This is a genomic window from Geofilum rhodophaeum (assembly GCF_002210225.1).
GTDB lineage: Bacteria > Bacteroidota > Bacteroidia > Bacteroidales > Marinilabiliaceae > Geofilum > Geofilum rhodophaeum.
In genome coordinates this window covers 136,659-155,185 of sequence record NZ_MWUJ01000002.1, presented here as the reverse complement: position 1 = coordinate 155,185, position 18,527 = coordinate 136,659, and the positions used below count along the sequence as shown (strand labels likewise).

The 18,527-nt window shown below is 49.5% G+C and carries 10 protein-coding genes and 1 riboswitch; of the genes, 8 read left to right on the top strand and 2 right to left on the bottom strand.

The genetic code is table 11. The features are described 5' to 3' along the window. The first annotated feature begins 239 nt into the window (after positions 1 to 239). The 7 genes from B4W65_RS03070 (at position 240) to B4W65_RS03040 (ending at position 13,703) form a co-directional block, all read left to right on the top strand. Positions 240 to 3,218 carry a SusC/RagA family TonB-linked outer membrane protein gene (locus B4W65_RS03070; RefSeq protein ID WP_088653654.1) on the top strand — a complete coding sequence of 993 codons (2,979 nt, stop codon included), beginning with the start codon at positions 240 to 242 and terminating at the stop codon, positions 3,216 to 3,218. Between the two features lie 18 nt (positions 3,219 to 3,236). Further along, the gene (locus tag B4W65_RS03065) at positions 3,237 to 4,763 is read left to right on the top strand and encodes a RagB/SusD family nutrient uptake outer membrane protein (protein WP_088653653.1); all 1,527 of its coding nucleotides are present in this window, start codon (positions 3,237 to 3,239) and stop codon (positions 4,761 to 4,763) included. A gap of 59 nt (positions 4,764 to 4,822) precedes the next feature. After that, the gene (locus B4W65_RS03060) at positions 4,823 to 6,319 is read left to right on the top strand and encodes a glycoside hydrolase family 30 protein (RefSeq protein WP_240509463.1); all 1,497 of its coding nucleotides are present in this window, start codon (positions 4,823 to 4,825) and stop codon (positions 6,317 to 6,319) included. 28 nt (positions 6,320 to 6,347) lie between these two features. Continuing rightward, positions 6,348 to 7,673 (top strand): DUF5125 domain-containing protein, encoded by a 1,326-nt coding sequence (locus B4W65_RS03055; protein ID WP_088653652.1) that lies wholly within the window; start codon positions 6,348 to 6,350, stop codon positions 7,671 to 7,673. A gap of 132 nt (positions 7,674 to 7,805) precedes the next feature. Further along, a complete protein-coding gene (locus B4W65_RS03050; protein ID WP_088653651.1) occupies positions 7,806 to 10,022 on the top strand; it encodes a glycoside hydrolase family 3 C-terminal domain-containing protein in 2,217 nt (738 codons plus the stop codon). A gap of 146 nt (positions 10,023 to 10,168) precedes the next feature. After that, entirely contained in the window at positions 10,169 to 11,764 is a 1,596-nt protein-coding gene (locus tag B4W65_RS03045) for an aspartate:alanine exchanger family transporter (RefSeq protein ID WP_088653650.1), read from the top strand. A gap of 229 nt (positions 11,765 to 11,993) precedes the next feature. Continuing rightward, positions 11,994 to 13,703 carry a S41 family peptidase gene (locus B4W65_RS03040; protein ID WP_088653649.1) on the top strand — a complete coding sequence of 570 codons (1,710 nt, stop codon included), beginning with the start codon at positions 11,994 to 11,996 and terminating at the stop codon, positions 13,701 to 13,703. 124 nt (positions 13,704 to 13,827) lie between these two features. Here the strand turns inward: B4W65_RS03040 and B4W65_RS03035 are convergent, their stop codons facing one another. Next, positions 13,828 to 14,304, bottom strand: coding sequence for a DUF456 domain-containing protein (locus B4W65_RS03035; RefSeq protein WP_088653648.1), 477 nt, complete (start codon positions 14,302 to 14,304; stop codon positions 13,828 to 13,830). A gap of 21 nt (positions 14,305 to 14,325) precedes the next feature. After that, a complete protein-coding gene (polA, locus tag B4W65_RS03030; RefSeq protein ID WP_088653647.1) occupies positions 14,326 to 17,103 on the bottom strand; it encodes a DNA polymerase I in 2,778 nt (925 codons plus the stop codon). Between the two features lie 117 nt (positions 17,104 to 17,220). Further along, positions 17,221 to 17,442: riboswitch (cobalamin riboswitch) on the top strand. Positions 17,443 to 17,585: 143 nt separating this feature from the next. On the opposite strand from polA, the gene B4W65_RS03025 reads away from it, so the two are divergent. Beyond that, entirely contained in the window at positions 17,586 to 18,494 is a 909-nt protein-coding gene (locus tag B4W65_RS03025; RefSeq protein ID WP_088653646.1) for a sirohydrochlorin cobaltochelatase, read from the top strand. The last annotated feature ends 33 nt before the right edge of the window (positions 18,495 to 18,527 follow it).

Sequence of the window (18,527 nt, the reverse complement as noted above, 5' to 3'; positions counted from 1 at the left end):
GATGTTCCTGACAAAGGCCTAAAATTACACTTTTAAACACTCCTGGAATTCCACGACGCTTCTAGCCCCTCCACTTTTTTCAGAAATAATCACACCTTTATTTGCTTGATAATTTGATGTTTAACCCCATTCATCATCGTTCAGAATCCACATTTCACCTATTCTGAATTGACGACGCCATGCGGTGACAATATCTTTGATTTGTTAATTTTTGCAAAATCATATCAAACGACAAAGGAATGAAAAAGACAAGCGCAAAGAAACGTCTGTGGTTTACAGCCATGACCTTTTTAATAATGCTTCTGTCAAGCCACAACCTCATGGCTCAGAACGTTACCATAAATGGTCAGGTGCTTGACACAACCGGCGAGGCCTTACCCGGGGTAACCATTTGGATACAGGGAAGCCAAACAGGAGCAATCTCCAATGCAATGGGCGAATATTCGATCTCAGCAAATGAAGGAGATGTGTTGATTTACACTTTTATAGGCTACACCAATGAAGAAAGAGTGGTGGGAGAAGATTCTACCATCAATGTAATTATGAGTTCTGACCTAATTGGTCTGGAGGAAGTTGTGGTTATTGGTTATGGTTCAGTAAAAAGAAAGGACGTGACCACCGCCATCTCCACAGTTTCGACAGATGACCTGGACCAGCGCCCCATTAACATGGTCTCTCAGGCTCTCCAGGGAAAAGCAGCAGGAGTATCGGTTACCCGTCCAAATGGGGAACCGGGCGCGGGCATGGTAATTCGCGTACGCGGAACCACTTCTATTAATGGCAGCAACGATCCCTTGTATGTAGTAGATGGTGTGCCCATGACCGATATCGCATTTCTTTCTGCCAACGATATTGAAAGCATTCAGGTATTAAAAGACGCCTCATCCGCAGCTATATATGGTTCAAGGGCGGCCAACGGGGTAGTAATTATAAGTACTAAAACAGGAGCTGTTGACAATGCCAGAATTACGCTTACTGCTCATACAGGGGTGACGCGTCTGGCAAACAAAATCGAACCGCTAAATGTGAGTGAGTACCGTGAGCTGTTGAGCGACATGGGATCTACCATTACCCTGCCCGACAACCTGAGCGACCAGACCGACTGGTACGACGAAACGTATCAGACGGCCAGAACTGAAAACTACCAAGTATCGGTCTCGAATGCCACGGAAAAACTTAGCTATTACATTTCTGGAGGATATACACAGGAAGAGGGCATCATCAATGTGGCCTTTTTTGAAAGGTATAACTTTAAAGCCAACATCGACAACCAGATAAAACCCTGGTTAAACATTGGCGCCAACATCTCCTATTCCGATTATGCCTCTAATGGGATCATATCGGGACAGGGTGCAAACCGTGCAGGGGTTGTTTTGTCGGTGATTAATACACCAACATATGCAGCTATTTGGAATGCAGAAAACCCGGGTCAATACAACAACCAGTTCTATGGAGCCAACATCACCCATCCGGTAGAGAACATGGCCCGGAGCGAAGACAACCGCAATGGCAATAACCGTTTGATAGCAACCGGGAATGCCCAAATCGACTTTTCTAAAAACCTGAGATTCAAGTCGACCTTAACCATGGATCGGAGCTATAACCACTCAACCACATTTCTGGATCCCATAAAAACCTCATGGGGTCGCTCTCAACATGGGGAAGCCAGCGATAATAGGTCTCTTGGCACGGTGATGATTTTTGACAACATCCTAACTTACAACAAGGATGTAGAAGCCCACAACTTTGATGTGATGTTGGGTAGTTCAGGCACTACCTCCAAGTGGTCGCAGAGTTCACAATCCGCTACCCATTATATTGATGGCAGCATTAAAACCATCAATGCAGGTAATAAATTGTCGCAGGGCAATGGCTCCTTTGCCGCCAACTGGGCCATCATGTCCTACCTGGGACGTATTGCATACAACTTTAACAGCAAATACCTTGTAACCGTTAATATGCGTGCAGATGGCTCTTCCAAACTGCACCCCGATCACCGCTGGGGTTACTTTCCTTCAGCGTCGGCTGCGTGGCGCTTATCTTCCGAACCCTTCCTTAAGGATGTCTTCTGGCTGGATGATTTAAAAATCAGAGGAGGGTGGGGTCAAACCGGGAACCAATCAGGCCTGGGGGATTATGCCTACCTCGAGCGTTATGGCATTTCGCGTCAGAATTGGTGGGAACCCGGAAAAGAAAACGCCACGGTAAATCTGTATCAAAACAGTTTACGAAACACCGACCTTACCTGGGAAACAACCACGCAATCCAACGTGGGTGTGGACCTAACCCTCTTTAACAGCCGGGTTAATCTAAGTGCAGACTGGTACTACAAAAGCACTACCGACATGCTGATGAATGTTTCGCTTCCTTCAGGATCGGCCAACGCCAGCTCCATAATTCGGAACGAGGGAGAAATGACCAATTCGGGTTTTGAATTCATGATCAATACACGCAATTTAACGGGTGCATTAAACTGGAATACAGACTTTAACATCTCCTTTAATCGCAACGAACTGAAAAGTCTGGCCCTCACCCAAATCTATTACGATGCCCGCACCAGCGACAACCTCAACGAGTTTGTGGTACGCAATGAGCCCGGTCGACCCTTGGGAGGCTTTTATGGTTACATTAGCGACGGGGTAGATCCTGAATCGGGTGAATTGATGTACCGCGACTTCAATCAGGACGGAGTGCTGTCGAGTTCTGACCGGACCTACATAGGTGACCCCAATCCGGATTTCACCTTTGGCTTAACAAATACCTTTGAGTACAAAGGCGTTTCGCTCAACATCCTCCTTCAAGGAAGTTATGGTAATGATATTTTTAATGCCTCACGCATTGAAACCGAAGGGATGTACGATGCTAAGAACCAATCGCGCGAAGTACTGAAGCGCTGGCGCATCCCCGGTCAGTTAACCGATATGCCAAAAGCGGGTTACGACATGAAAGTGTCTTCCTACTTTGTGGAAGATGGCGGCTTCATTCGGGTAAAAGATGTTTCGTTGGCCTACAACTTCTCCGGTGGCCTTTTGGAAAAATGGAACATTAACCGCATACAACCCTATTTTACGGCCAGCAATCTACTGACCTTCACCAATTACTCGGGCATGGATCCTGAGGTCAACCAGTGGGGTAATAGCGGGGCTGTTCAAGGCATTGACTGGGGCACCTACCCGCACACCAAATCTTTTGTTTTAGGTGTCAATGTTGAGTTTTAAACAAAAAAACTATTACACATGAAAAATAAATTCACATCTCTAATATTCATTTTGAGCCTGCTGGTATTTAATACTGCCTGCTCTCTGGACGAGGACCCGATTTCAGAATTTTCCGAAGTCGTTCTCGGATCAACAGATGACTCTGGCGACCGCATCAGATACAAAAACCGCAGCGAAGCACTCACCGCCTATGAAGGCCTTTACAACACACTTAAAGACCGTCAGGAACATTGGTACCTGGATTACCTCTTGCTGTCGGAAGTGCGTTCGGACAACGCCTATGCCGGGACCACGGGCTCGGAAGTTGTACCCGTTGAAAACAACTCTCTGGATGGGGGTAACAGCGTCATTAATCGTGACTGGAACAACTACCTGGCAGATATTGCCAAGGCCAATGTCCTCATCAACAACCTTGATTCGGTATCCGATGCTTCCCTGTCAGCTACAGAACGCCGCCAGTGGAAGGCAGAAGCCAAAATATTTAGAGCCATGATCTTACTCGACATGGTGCGCTTTTGGGGAAATATTCCCGTCATTACTCAGGAAGCTGGTGATATAACTGCTGAAAACATAGAAGAAGTATATCCCAGCTACTTCCCCAATCAAAAATCGGCCGAAGACGCTTACGCCCAAATCATCCACGACCTGACAACGGCCATCCCCTATGCGCCAACAAACAATGCTTCAAACAAAACCAAACTTTCTAAATCCGTAGCAAGAGCCTTGTTAAGCAAGGTCTATGCCGAAAAAACGGTGCAAGATCTGGACAAGGTCATTGCCTATGCCGACTCCGTGGTGGCAGATGGCTTCAGTCTGGTGGACGACCTGTCCATGCTGTTTGGCATGAATGAGGAAAGTACCGATGTAAAGGCACGCAACACTTCCGAATCCATTCTGGAAATCCAGTATTTCACCGGGGGTGGCAACTGGGTGACCTGGATGTTTGGACGCGACCTTCTAAATTATGATACACAATTCGAATGGGCCAAATGGATCACTCCCTCACGCGACCTTATCGCAGCTTATGATGCGGAAGGGGATGCGATTCGTAAAAACCAGGCCATAGTCTATTACCAGACCACATGGGCCAATTATTATCCATCGGACAACTATGCTTTCATGTATAAGCTGCGCTCAGCCAACAGCAGCATCATTAAGTTGCGCCTGGCCGACATTCTTTTACTTAAAGCAGAAGCTCTGGTAAAAAAAGGGGGTTCCGCCAACCTCGGGGCCGCAGCTGATATTGTGGACCAGATTCGCCAAAGAGCCCAGTTAGATGGTTTGGAGGCCTCTGTTAAAGCCTCTCCTGAGCAGATGCTTGACGCCGTTTTAAACGAGCGCCGTCTTGAGCTGGCCTTCGAGGGACAACGCTTGTTCGACCTCATCCGCAACAACAAGCTGCAAGAAGTGATGAATTCATTAAATCAACGTGACAGTGGCCGAATACCACAAATACGTGCTTACAATGATTTTTCTGAATTACTGCCCATTCCCCAAACAGTACTGGACAACAACCCCAATCTGGTACAGAATCCGGGGTACTAAACACCAATGCCAAGCATCCGGAATAAACCCGGATGCTTGGCCTTCAAAAAGAAAAGACGATGAAAATAAAATTCAAATTTACCTATCTAATTCTGGCGTTCAGCTTTTTAATGACTGCTTGTGGCTCTACCTCCTGCGATTCTAAAGAGGAAGCAATTAATACCGAGCCTGAACCGGGAATTATAGAGAAGGACGTGTATGTACTGGTTACATCAAACAACAGGGCCTTCGATCTAATGCGCAATGATGTGGACTTAAGCACCACCTCCAACATGTCGCCAAATACCATCACCCTGCAAACAGACACTAAATTTCAGGAAATGGATGGTTTTGGGGCTGCGCTGACCGGCTCCTCGTGCTATAACCTGATGCAGATGAGTCAGGCAGACCGCTCTAAATTCCTTATGGAAACCTTCTCACACGAAAAAGGTTTCGGCTTCAGCTACATTCGCATCGCCATTGGTTGTTCAGATTTTTCACTCAGTGAGTATACTTGTTGCGACACCCCTGGCATCGAGAATTTTGCACTGCAGTCAGAAGAGCTTGATTTTGTAATACCCATCCTTCATGAAATTCTGGAAATTAATCCTGAATTAAAGATATTGGGTTCTCCCTGGACTTCGCCGCGATGGATGAAAGTGAACAACCTAACCGATCTGCAACCCTATAACTCATGGACCAGCGGTCATCTGAATCCAGCTTATTACGACGACTATGCCTCTTACTTCGTGAAATGGATACAGGCTTTTGCCGGACACGGCATCCATATTTATGCCATTACCCCACAAAACGAACCCCTTAACAGGGGAAATTCGGCATCCCTGTATATGGGTTGGGAGGAGCAGCGTGATTTAGTTAAAAAGCTGGGACCCGCCCTGCAGCAGGCCGGCCTGGAGACCAAAATATATGCCTTCGACCACAACTACAACTACGACAATATGGCTGATCAAGTGGACTATCCCGTTAAGATTTACAACGACGCGGAAGCCGCTCAATATCTGGCGGGTGCCGCCTACCACAACTATGGCGGCGACAAAAATGAGCTGCTCGACATCCGGACCAAGGCACCGAACAAAGATTTAATTTTTACAGAAACATCCATCGGCACCTGGAACAATGGCCGAGATTTGAGTTCCCGCCTGATCGACGACATGGCAGAAGTAGCGCTTGGAACGGTCAACAACTGGTGCAGAGGAGTGATTGTCTGGAACCTGATGCTGGATTCGGAGCTCGGCCCCAACCGAGATGGCGGCTGCCAGACCTGCTATGGCGCGGTTGACATCAACAGTTCGGACTATAAAACGATCATTCGCAATTCGCATTATTACATTATCGCCCATCTTTCTGCCGTGGTGAAGCCCGGTGCCTGGAGAATAGGAACAAGTGGACTATCCGTAGAGGGGCTTACCTACTCAGCCTTTAAAAACACTGACGGCAGCTACGCTTTTGTCGCCTTGAACAATCGCGACCAGGCCCAGCCGGTCACCTTAAGCGATGGGGATAGACACTTCTCTTATGAAGTTCCGCCTAAGTCGGTAGCTTCATTCAGGTGGTAAGAATTAACAACTCATAAACACAAACAGCATGAAAAAACATCATTTAATACTCCTATCCCTGTTGTTTCTCTCCCTCATTTGGGCTTGTGATGATGAAACAACCACACAGGGACAGCCCCAATTAACAGTAAGTGGGGTGACGTCTACCGCATTCTTTGGTGACAGCCTCACCTTCAGTGCTCAGGTCAGCGATCTGGAGAATGTGCCTCTTTCGACTCTGAAGGCTCGTCTCTATTTTGGCAGTGAGCTGGTTTCAGAAACTATTATTCGAACCAAGAGTGAAGGGACTTATTCGGGTCAGCTGTATGTCCCATTTTTACCCAACATACCTAACGGCACAGCTGCTTTAGAATTTGTGGTGCAAAACATTGAATTTGCGACCAAGGTGCACAAGGTGGACTTAGCGCTATCACGGCCCGACTTCCCATACCTGACTTTGGTAACAACCGATGGCGAATACCCAATGGAAAAAATAGGTGCCAACCAATATGCGGCCACCGAAGATTTCCCCCAAAAAGTAAAAGCCATCATCAAAGCACCCGCTTTCGGCGAAAGGGGTAATGAACTGACTTTCGGGTGGAAAGAGGGTACGGTGCAGCACCATTCAGAAACGCCCATCTCCTTTTCCAACTCCAACGCCGGCACCTACGCCATCACCTTCAACACATTAACCTATGTTGCCTCTCCTTTCATTATCCTGCGCTTTGCAGGCTCTGAAATGGCGATGGTGGATGACAACAATTATAAGGTTGAAGAAGAACTCGAACAAAACACTGCGCTTTCCATTGAGGGCTTTAGTGATTTGGACGACTGGTGGATAGACCCGGATTTTCTGGAAGCTAATGGTGACGGAACCTTTACTTTTGTACCTGCCAGTGGAAAATACCGTGTAACGGCCAACTTCGAGCAGAAGTACTTCATTTTTGAAGTGATGTCGGGCAACGAACTGGCGACCCTGCAAGCAGACGGGACCGGAACGCTGTGGATTATTGGGGACAACATCGGCAAACCCTCACTGAGCAACACCACAGGCTGGAATCCGGATAAGGGCATATGCTTTGCTCCCCTCGGTGACAAGAGGTATCAGGTTACTTTGGTGGGCGGAGAAAACATCAGCTTCGACTCCATAAACTTTAAATTCTTTCATCAGAAAAACTGGGGAGGAGAGTTCAATCACAACACCTTACAAACAGACAGTGACCTGATATTCGTAGGCGATGGAGAAAACGGACGTGACTCTGGCAACCTCGGTTTAAAAGAGGGTGTTGTTTTGGAGGAGGGACGCTCCTATGTCTTGACCGTTGACCTGAGTGGCGGCATAGAACACGCGACGTTACATGTAGAAACCCTGTAAGCTTTCACACCTAACAGGATACCTGGAGACTGTTCCCTGTAGGAGCAGTCTTCAGGTTAAGCAGACAGAAACACTAATCATGTACCAATTAAATTCTTATCTTTAAAAGTTTCACAATTAACATTGAATCATATGAAGAAAACATTATTGGGTATTGTAGTGTCCCTGGGACTGGGAATTGGCACAACAATTGCCCAAGAGGTGCCGCTTTATCTGGACGACAGCCAAGAGCTGGAAACAAGGGTGGAAGACGCCTTACAACGACTCAGCACAGAGGAGAAAGTCGCCCTCCTGCATGCCCAGTCGAAATTCAGCTCGGCGGGTGTACCCCGTTTGGGTATTCCGGAAGTATGGATGACCGACGGGCCCCACGGCATTCGGCCGGAGGTACTGTGGGACGAATGGGAACAGGCGGGGTGGACCAACGACTCCTGTACGGCCTTTCCTGCGCTTACAGCTTTGGCAGCCACCTGGAACGAAAACATGGCGCTGCGTTACGGAGTGGCCATTGGGGAAGAAGCCCGCTACCGAAAAAAGACGGTACTCTTGGGGCCCGGCGTCAACATCTACCGCACCCCCTTAAATGGACGCAACTTCGAATACATGGGCGAAGATCCTTTTCTGGCCTCGAAAATGGTGGTTCCCTATGTAAAGGGCGTTCAAAGCAACGGCGTCGCTGCCTGTGTCAAGCACTTTGCCGTAAACAATCAGGAAACGGAGCGGGGCTCCATTGATGTTCAGGTGGACGAGCGCACGCTGCGCGAAATCTATCTGCCGGCTTTTAAGGCGGCGGTACAGGAAGGGGGCGCCTGGGCAATAATGGGTGCCTACAACAAATTCAGGGGCGAACATTGCTGCCACAACGACTACCTGCTGAATCAGATCCTGCGGGAGGAATGGGGTTTTGACGGCGTAGTCATCTCCGATTGGGGTGGCGTGCACGATACGCGTGAAGCCATTTTCAAGGGACTGGACATGGAGTTTGGCACATGGACCGATGGCCTGACCTGGGGCCAGGACAATGCTTACGACAATTACCATTTGGCCCTTCCCTATCTTCGTCTGATTCGCTCGGGGGAGGTGGGCACTGAGGAGCTGGATGCGAAGGCGCGTAACGTGCTGCGTCTCATTTTCAGAACGGAAATGAACCGAAACCGCCCCTTTGGCGCCTTTACCGGAGAGGAGCATTCTCGTGCTGCACTGGAAATTGCCCAGGAGGGAATTGTACTGCTCAAAAACGACAAACAGCTTTTGCCCCTGCAGGTAGCGGCGGGACAAAAAATAGCGGTGATTGGTGAAAACGCCATCAAAATGATGACCGTTGGCGGCGGCAGTTCCTCCCTGAAGGCACTTTATGAAATATCGCCCCTCGATGGACTTAAAGCTGCGCTGGAACCTCAAGCAGAGGTGTTGTTTGCCCGGGGCTATGTAGGAGATGTGGGCACCGAGTACAATAAGGTGAGCACAGGCCAGGATTTAAGCGATGAGCGCAGCGAAGCAGAACTTTTTGAAGAAGCTGAGGAGCTGGCCGCTCAGTGCGACTACGTCATCTTTATTGGGGGATTGAACAAGAGTCACCAACAGGACAGTGAGGGCAGCGACCGTCTGGCGCTCGACCTTCCTTACAACCAGGATGCCTTGATCCGCCGTCTGGCCGCCATCAATCCCAATCTGGTGGTGGTCAATATTTCAGGCAACGCTGTGGCCATGCCCTGGATCAACGAAGTGCCGGCCATCGTGCAGGGCTGGTTCTTGGGATCGGAGGCAGGAAATGCGCTCGCAAATGTACTTACCGGCAAAGTAAACCCCTCGGGCAAACTGCCTTTCAGTTTTCCGGTAAAGCTGAGCGACAATGCTGCGCACGCCCTGGGGGCCTACCCGGGTGAAAACGGCAACGTGGAATATAAAGAGGGCCTGCTGGTGGGCTACCGATGGCACGATGCTGAAGAAATAGAACCGCTGTTTCCCTTCGGACACGGCTTAAGTTACACCAGTTTCAGCTACGGTAAAATCCTCCTAAGCGACCGCGAAATGAAGGACCAAGGAAGTCTGACCTGCCGCATTACCCTTACCAATACCGGAGATCGCGCGGGCAGCGAGGTGGTTCAGTTGTACTTGTCGGACAAAAAATCGTCGCTGCCCCGACCTCCTAAAGAACTGAAGGGTTTTCAAAAAGTCACCCTGAAGGCAGGTGAAAGCCAAGAGCTGACCTTCACCATTAGTGCGGATCTGCTCCAATTCTATGACAACCAAAAAAAGGCCTGGGTAACGGAACCGGGTCGCTTTGAAGTGCTGCTTGGCTCCTCGTCTGGCGACCTCAGAGCCAAGGCCGGTTTCGACCTGAGATAACCGCTTTCTAAAACAAGAAAAATAAAGCAGTTTCCCCGGCCGGGCAAACTGCTTTATTTTTAAAGGGCTATATTTGATAAAAATTAAGGGTCCCGGAAAACAATTATCCCCTAACTTTGTCTCAGCTTTTTTAAACCCGGTCGTTTATGGAACTTCTTTCTCAACCCTATTTTGCTCTCTTCGTCATCATCTGCCTGGGCTTTGTGCTCGGCAACATCAAATTGGGCGGCGTATCGCTCGACATCTCAGCCATCATCTTTGTGGCCCTGCTCTTTGGCCACCACGGCGTGGTTATCCCACCGGTTATTGGCACTTTGGGACTCGTGCTCTTTATTTATACCATCGGGATGCAGGCGGGACCGGGCTTCTTCGATTCCTTTCGCAAACAGGGACGTTCGCTGATGGTACTCACAACCATAGTTGTTGTTTCCGCCTCTCTGCTGGCTTTTGGCGCATTTTACTATACGGGTATAGAGATGCCTGTGGCCCTGGGCTTGCTGACCGGTGCCATGACCAGTACGCCGGGCTTGGCAGCTGCTACCGACGTAACCTCATCGCCCCTGATTTCGATCGGTTACGGTATCGCCTATCCCTTTGGCGTAATTGGTGTGATTTTATTTGTCCGTCTCTATCCAAAGATTACCCGTGCCAACATCAAGAAGGCAGAAGAAGAATACGAAAAGGAAAGCCACCTGGGTTTCCCGGACATCCAAAGCCAGACTTTCCAGGTCGACAACGAAGCCATCATAGGCAAGTCGATCAAGGACCTGCGCATCCGCACGATGACCGGAGCGGTCATTTCACGGATCATGCACGAGGACGAATCCTTAATTCCCTCTCCCGAAGCCATCTTGCACAAAGGCGACCTGGTGAAGGCAGTAGGTACCGAAGAGGCGCTGGAAAAAATAAAGCTCCTGATTGGACATGCCACCGATAAAGAAATACCCCTGCACAAATCCTACGAAGTGCAATCGGTGCTGGTGACCAATAAGGATGCCGTAAATAAACCGCTGGGCAATTTCAACCTCTGGGCCAACTACCAGGCAACAGTTACCCGGGTGCGACGCAGTGGCATCGACATCACCCCATCGCCCTCTATGCGCTTGCAAATGGGCGACAAGTTGATGGTGGCCTGCAGCCGTGAAAACATGCGACAAGTGGGCAGCTTCTTTGGCAACAACGACAAAAAACTCTCCGATACCGATTTCTTTCCCATCGCCTTGGGCATCGTGCTGGGAGTGCTGCTGGGTAATCTCTCGCTGAGCTTTGGCAGCGGAACAGCCTTTACTTTTAATCCGGGTTTAACGGGCGGAGTATTATTGGTGGGCATGATTCTGAGTAGAATCGGACGCACCGGACCCATCATCTGGAGCATGTCGGGTGCTGCCACTCAGCTCTTGCGTCAACTGGGACTGATGTTCTTTTTGGTGGAGGTCGGCACCAAAGCCGGGGCCAATATGGTGGAAACCTTCCAGACTTATGGCATCAACCTCTTCCTGATTGGCGGGGTAATCACCCTGGTTCCGATGTTGCTGGCGGTGATTGCCGCCCGCTTTTTAAAGGGCATGAACTTCCTGACCCTTATGGGCACCATTACGGGAGCCATGACCAGTACGCCAGGCCTCGCAGCGGCCTCGCCATTGACCGACACCAATGCGCCAGCCGTGGCCTACGCAACCGTTTACCCCGTGGCCATGGTCCTGCTCATTGTCTGCATTCAAATCTTGTCCTTTTTCGGCTAAAAGCTCATTTCAACAGCAAGTTGTACTTTTTTGCCTGCCGCTTTTCCTGTTTAAGGCACGCTATGCTGCGGCATCAGCCTCCTTTGGTAATGAACTTTTGTCTGTGGGCGCAAATAATTGACAATTAATCTTAAATTTGTAGATTCAGGCTCGTTAAAACAACATAAGGGAACGATAGTTGCAAGACTGAGCACCTGTTAGGTGACGGTATTCCAAAAAAGCAAAAACAATGACAAGAAGACGTGGATTAAGCCCCAGAGGCTGGGTGGCAACCATCCTGGCCAGTTTGGTTATTTCGGTAACATTCATTGCCGCAGGCAACGACAAACGGAATTTTGAGATAGTAAAAAATCTGGATATTTTTTACTCCCTGTTCAGGGAACTGAACAGCTATTACGTAGATGAAACCGACCCGGAAAAATTGATCACTACAGGCATCGAAGCCATGTTGGAATCGCTCGATCCCTATACCACCTATATTCCCGAAGAAGATATGGACGATTTCCGTTTTATGACCACCGGAGAATATGGCGGCATAGGCTCCCTCATTACAAAACGGGGCGATTTTGTGGTGGTGTCGGAACCCTATGAGGGCATGCCGGCGCAGCAATCGGGACTCCGGGCAGGCGACCGCATCCTAAAAATTGACGGAGAGACCATGGAGGGCAAGGAAACCGGCCAGGTTAGTGAAAAACTTAAAGGTCCGGCCGGCACTGAAGTGAAAGTAACCGTAGAACGCCCCGGATCAGATAAAGAGTTAGAAATCAATATTGAACGACGCGTCATTCAAATCAATCCTGTACCCTATTACGGGATGCTCGATGAAAAAACCGGCGTTATCATTTTAAACAACTTCACCCAAAACTGCGCCGCAGAAGTGGAGAAGGCGTTTAAGGACCTAAAGCAGAACCAGAACATGGAACAATTGGTACTGGATCTGCGGGGCAACCCCGGTGGCCTGATGGACGAATCGGTGAAAATTGCCAACCTCTTTTTACCCCGGGGCAGTGAGGTCGTGAGTACCCGGGGCAAGGTTGAACAATGGGACAAAACCTACCGGGCCCCCCGTGAGCCGATCGACACCCTGATGCCTATGGCCGTTATGATCAACCGCGGATCGGCCTCTGCCTCCGAAATTGTAGCCGGCGCCTTGCAGGACCACGACCGGGCACTGATTATTGGTCAACGCTCCTTTGGCAAGGGCCTGGTGCAAACCACCCGCAGTCTGGCCTACAATTCCAGCCTTAAAGTAACCACCGCCAAATACTACATTCCCAGCGGCCGCTGCATTCAGGCGGTGGACTATGCCAAGCGCAACGAAGACGGCAGTGTGGCCCTGATTCCCGATTCGCTGATGAAGGAATTTCAGACCAAGGGCGGCCGGGTGGTACTCGATGGTGGCGGCATCTCGCCCGATGTAACCCTTGAACCTGAAAAGTACAGCAACATTACCATAGCCCTTATGATGCAACAAAGCATCTTTGACTTTGCTACGGAATACGTCGTTAAAAACACCAGTATTCCACAACCGCAAAACTTTTCAGTAAGCGATGAGCTCTACCAGAATTTCATCGGCTATGTAAAGAGTTTGGACGATTTTCAATATGAATCGGAATCAAACGACCAATTTAAGAAACTCAAAAGCGCTGCCCAGAAAGAAGAATACTATGAACTGGGTGAGGAAGCCTTCGCCGAATTGGAAAAAATTTTGCAGCCCAACGTTGAACGCTCCCTGGAGTTGGCCCAGGACGAAGTCAGCGAACTGCTGGCTATGGAGCTGATGCGCCGCTATTACTACCAACGTGGAGCTATCCTCTACAATCTGCGCTTCGACAAGGAGATTAAGAAAGCTGTGGGCACCCTCAACGATGCCGCCGCCTACCAGGGCATGCTCCAAGGAAGCATTCTTAGTCATGCCGGCGACCGGCGTTACAATTAAGGCATGTCAATCGAAATAGAGAAGGGCGTAGTCGCTGTTGCGACTACGCCCTTATTTTTTTCTACGGACTAAGTGCTTAAGGCGTCGGGTTCTGCTCGCTTCAAAAAAGCACCCCGGTTCCTCCTTAAAACAGCCATTCCACGAAAAAGTACCAGGTAAATACCCCAGTTACCACCAATTTCAACAAAACCCCGGTAAGCAGTCCCACAAAGGAGCCGAAGGCCGCCTTGAAGGCATGATTGGAATCGCTGCTGTTCAGCACTTCGCCCAGATAGGCACCCAGGAAAGGACCCAGGATAATACCGGGCAGACCAAAAAACAAACCCACCAGCAAACCTAAAGTGGCCCCCCAAACTCCGGCCTTGCTGCCGCCAAAGCGTTTGGTGCCCCAAATGGGCACCACATAATCGAGCAGCGTAACAACCACAGCAGCCACTGCAGACCACAGTAAAAAAGAAGGACTGAAATCGCCCCAGCGGCTCCAATGCAAAAACAACAGGGCTACATAGCCCAGCGGGGGACCGGGCAACACGGGCAGCACACAACCGACCCAGCCGGCCATCAAAAATAAAATCCCCAAAATAAGCAATACAAGATCCATAGCATTTGTGTTTGGGTTCTTTTAATGCGCCTCCAACCAAGAGCTGCCCTCACCCATATCCACCACCAGGGGCACCTTCAAGCTGCAAGCTTGCTCCATGGCTTCTTTCACCAGGCCCCTAAGCGCCTCCAATTCTTTGCGGGGCACGTCAAAGTTGAGTTCATCATGCACCTGCAAAATCATACGAGCGCCAAAGTTGCCGGACTTAAGTTTATTTTGAATGGCGACCATGGCCATTTTAATGATGTCGGCAGCCGTTCCCTGTATGGGTGCATTGATGGCGTTGCGTTCGGCCATACCACGAACCACCGCATTGCGGGAGTTGATGTCGGGCAAATGGCGTTTACGTCCGAAAAGCGTACGCACGTAGCCGTTTTCACGAGCCAGTCGCACACTCTCCTCCATATAACGTTTCACCCCCGGAAAACTTTCGAAATAGCCGTCGATTATGGCCTTAGACTCACTCCGCGGAATATTGAGTCGCTCCGATAAGCCGAAGGCCGAAATGCCATAGATAATGCCAAAATTTGCGGTCTTGGCCTTACGTCGCATATCGCTGGTGACCTCCTCGAGAGGCAACTTAAAAATGCGTGCAGCGGTAGCGGCATGGATGTCCTCCCCCCTGTTAAAGGCCGCCAACATACCTTCGTCCTCGCTCAAATGTGCCATCAACCGCAGCTCCACCTGCGAGTAGTCGGCACTCAAAAACACATGCTCTGCATCGGTGGCCGTAAAAGCCTTACGAATCTCCCGCCCCTCCTCATCGCGAATAGGAATGTTCTGCAAATTGGGATTGCTGCTGCTGAGTCGACCCGTAACCACCTGCGCCTGATTGTAACTGGTATGCAGGCGACTGCTTTGAGGATCGACCAGCTTGGGCAAGGCTTCAATATAGGTCGACAAGAGTTTCTTCAACCCTCTTTGTTCCAAAATCTTTCCAATAATGGGATGCTTATCGCGCAACTTTTGCAAGGTCTCTTCATTGGTGCTGAATTGTCCGGTCTTTGTCTTACCTGCTTTGGCATCGATCTTTAAATCTTCGAACAAGACTTCTCCAACCTGACGGGGACTGTTTACATTAAAATCGCGACCGGCCATGCTGATGATTTCTTTTTCGAGCGCCGTCAACCTTTCTTCCAGAACTTTACCCGATTCCTGAAGAGCCGGGACATCGATCTTCACGCCCACCGCCTCCATCTCAATTAAAACTTGAAGTAAAGGCATTTCTACTTCTGTAAAAAAGGAAGTAAGCTGCTCCTCTTCCAGGGCCTTTTGTAAGAAGTTCCGCAGCTGAAAGGTCAAATCGGCATCTTCTCCGGCATATTCTTTCACCTGCGCTAAGGGTACATCGCGCATACTGCCCTGCTTCTTACCCTTGGCACCTATCAGACTTTCGATGGAAACGGGTTTGTAACCGAGGTAAATCTCGGAAAGATGGTCCATATTGTGTCTTTGCCCGGGCTGCACCAGATGGTGCGCAACCATGGTGTCGAAAAAGGGACCGGCCAGTTTAATGCCGTAGCTGCGCAGCATAAGGGCATCAAACTTTAAGTTTTGCCCGATTTTCTGTATTCCCTCTTCTTCCAAAACAGGTTGCAATACGGCAAGGACTTTCGCCGCCTCTTCGCGTTGGGCGGACAGTGGGACATAATAGGCCTCGTGCGCCTTCCACGAAAAAGCGATGCCGACGAGAGCGCTGTCGCGCACATCCAAACCAGTGGTCTCTGTATCGAAGCAAAAGGCCTCCTGCATACCCAGCTCCACAGCTAGGGACTCCAAGGCCATTTCATTGTCGACCAGATAATAATTGTGCTTTACTTCATCTATAGTTTTAAGTGTTTCTGCAACGGCAGCCTGGGGCAGTTGCTCCTCCGAAAACAAAGACCCCTGCGCCGGGTTGCTTTTGGCGGGAGCTGCTTTGCCGCCACCGATGCGTTCCCACAGACTCCGAAACTCCAACTCGTCGAGCACTTTCTTAAGGGCATCCAGATCGGGCGCCTTTCGTTCAAAATCGGCAATTTCTGCCTCTACCGGCACATCGGTAACAATGGTGACCAGTTTCCGGGCCAACTCTACCTGCTCACGAAAGTCCAACAAATTCTGCTTTTGTTTGCCACTGAGCTCATCAATATGGGCATATACGCCATCGATGTCGCCATATTTCTCAATCAGATCCTTGGAGCGCTTTTCTCCAATACCGGGGCAACCCGGTATGTTGTCGGCCGTATCGCCCCAGAGCGCCAATACATCAATCACGTTTATGGGCTGCTGTACCCTGAAGTTCTCCTTTACCTCCTCGGGACCCAAAATTTCTACATCATTGCCGCGAGATTTGGGCTTGTACATTTTAACATCCTCTGCAACAAGCTGTGCATAATCCTTATCGGGAGTAACCATATAGGTATCGTAGCCGGTGCCACTGGCCTTTGTGGCCAGGGTACCGATGACGTCATCGGCTTCAAAACCGGGAATTTCAAGCAAAGGAATATTCATGGCCGACAGTATCTGCCGGATATAGGGAACGGCTGCTTTGATGTCTTCCGGTGTAGCTTCCCGATTGGCCTTGTACTCCTTGTAGAGTTCATTGCGAAAGGTGGGACCGGCATAGTCTATAACCACAGCCAGGTGACTGGGATTCTGATTATTAAGTATGTCGAGCAGGGTATTGGTAAAACCATAGGCGGCAGAGGTATTCTGTCCCCGCGAATTGATCCTTGGCGCCCGGATAAAGGCATAATAAGCCCTGAATATCAAGGCATAAGCATCAAGTAAAAAAAGTGTTTTTCTGTCTTCAGCCATTACAAAATAGTTTAGCTGCTAAATTTACACATTCAAAGGCAAATAGCCATAACCACCCCTGTACTACACAAAATAAAAATCTTCAAAAGGATTTGGAACAAACAAAAAGTTTGCTCTATATTTGCCCCAGCTATTGGTAAATCCTTCTTGTTCGAAGGGGGATTGTAAGGGAATGCCGTGAAAATCGGCAACAGTACCCGCTGCTGTAATTCCGTCTGTCGTTCGACAGAAATGCTTTCAGCTCTTCATGCCACTGCAGTAAGCCTTTTTAAAGGCGAATGTGGGAAGGCAGCTGAAAATCGGAAAAGTCAGAAGACCTGCCTTTATAGCTTTACACGAATTTCTTTGCTTCCGGGATTAGAAGCAGATGTTCAGGACAAACTGGTGACATCACCCCTTTATTCTGTACATTTTTTCATGGGCGCCCATATATAGGCAGCAGGGAATCGTGGCTTTAAATTGTTAACTTTAAACACTTTGTCATGCCTGAACCCGAAGAAACAAGAGCTCAATGGCCATCCATCGGCAACCGCTTTCGGTTTTATTTGTTGTTCTTTTTGCTGCTGCCAATTCTCTGTACCATGAAAACACCTGCACAAACACCTCGAAAAGCCCTGATATTGACCGCTTTCGGAACAAGCATTCCCGAAGCCTGGGCCACCTATGAAAGCATCGAAAAACGTTTTGCGGAGGCCTTTCCCGATTACGATATCCGGTGGGCCTTTACAGCAGCCTTTGTCCGCAAAAAATGGCGCAGCCAGGGACGCCATATCGATTCTCCGGCAAGTGCGCTGGCCCGCCTGGCTGACGAAGGTTACCAGGAGGTGAGCATGCAGTCCTTGCATGTAATCGGGGGGCACGAATACCATGACCTGATAAAGACTGTGCGAGCCTTGGAAGGCCTACCAAAGGGGCTGCAGAGGATTCACCTGGGCCGGCCTCTGCTTGCTTCGGACGAAGATTACCGGGAGCTTGCCCGTATTCTTACCCGTTACAGCCTAAACCATCGTCAGCCGGAAGAGGCCTGGTTAATGATGGGCCATGGTACGGGCCACGGTGCCAATATCAGTTATGCCGGACTCCAACTCTACCTGCAGGAAGAAGACCCCTTAATGCTTTTAGGGACCCTGGAGGCCTTTCCTGATTTGGAGCGAGCCATTCGAATTTTAAGCGACAAAGGATGTAAAACCGTTTGGGTGATGCCCTTGCTGACCGTAGCGGGCGACCACGTGGTGCGCGATATGGCCGGATCGGAATCGGACAGCTGGAAGTCCCGTCTCGAAGCAGAAGGTTATACGGTAAAAATTCACCCCCTTCCGCTGGGAGCCATACCGGAAATCGTAGACCGTTGGATAAAAAAAGCGAAAACTGCTGAGGCCAGCGCTCCTTAAACAGCACCAAGGCTTACAAATAATCATCTGACA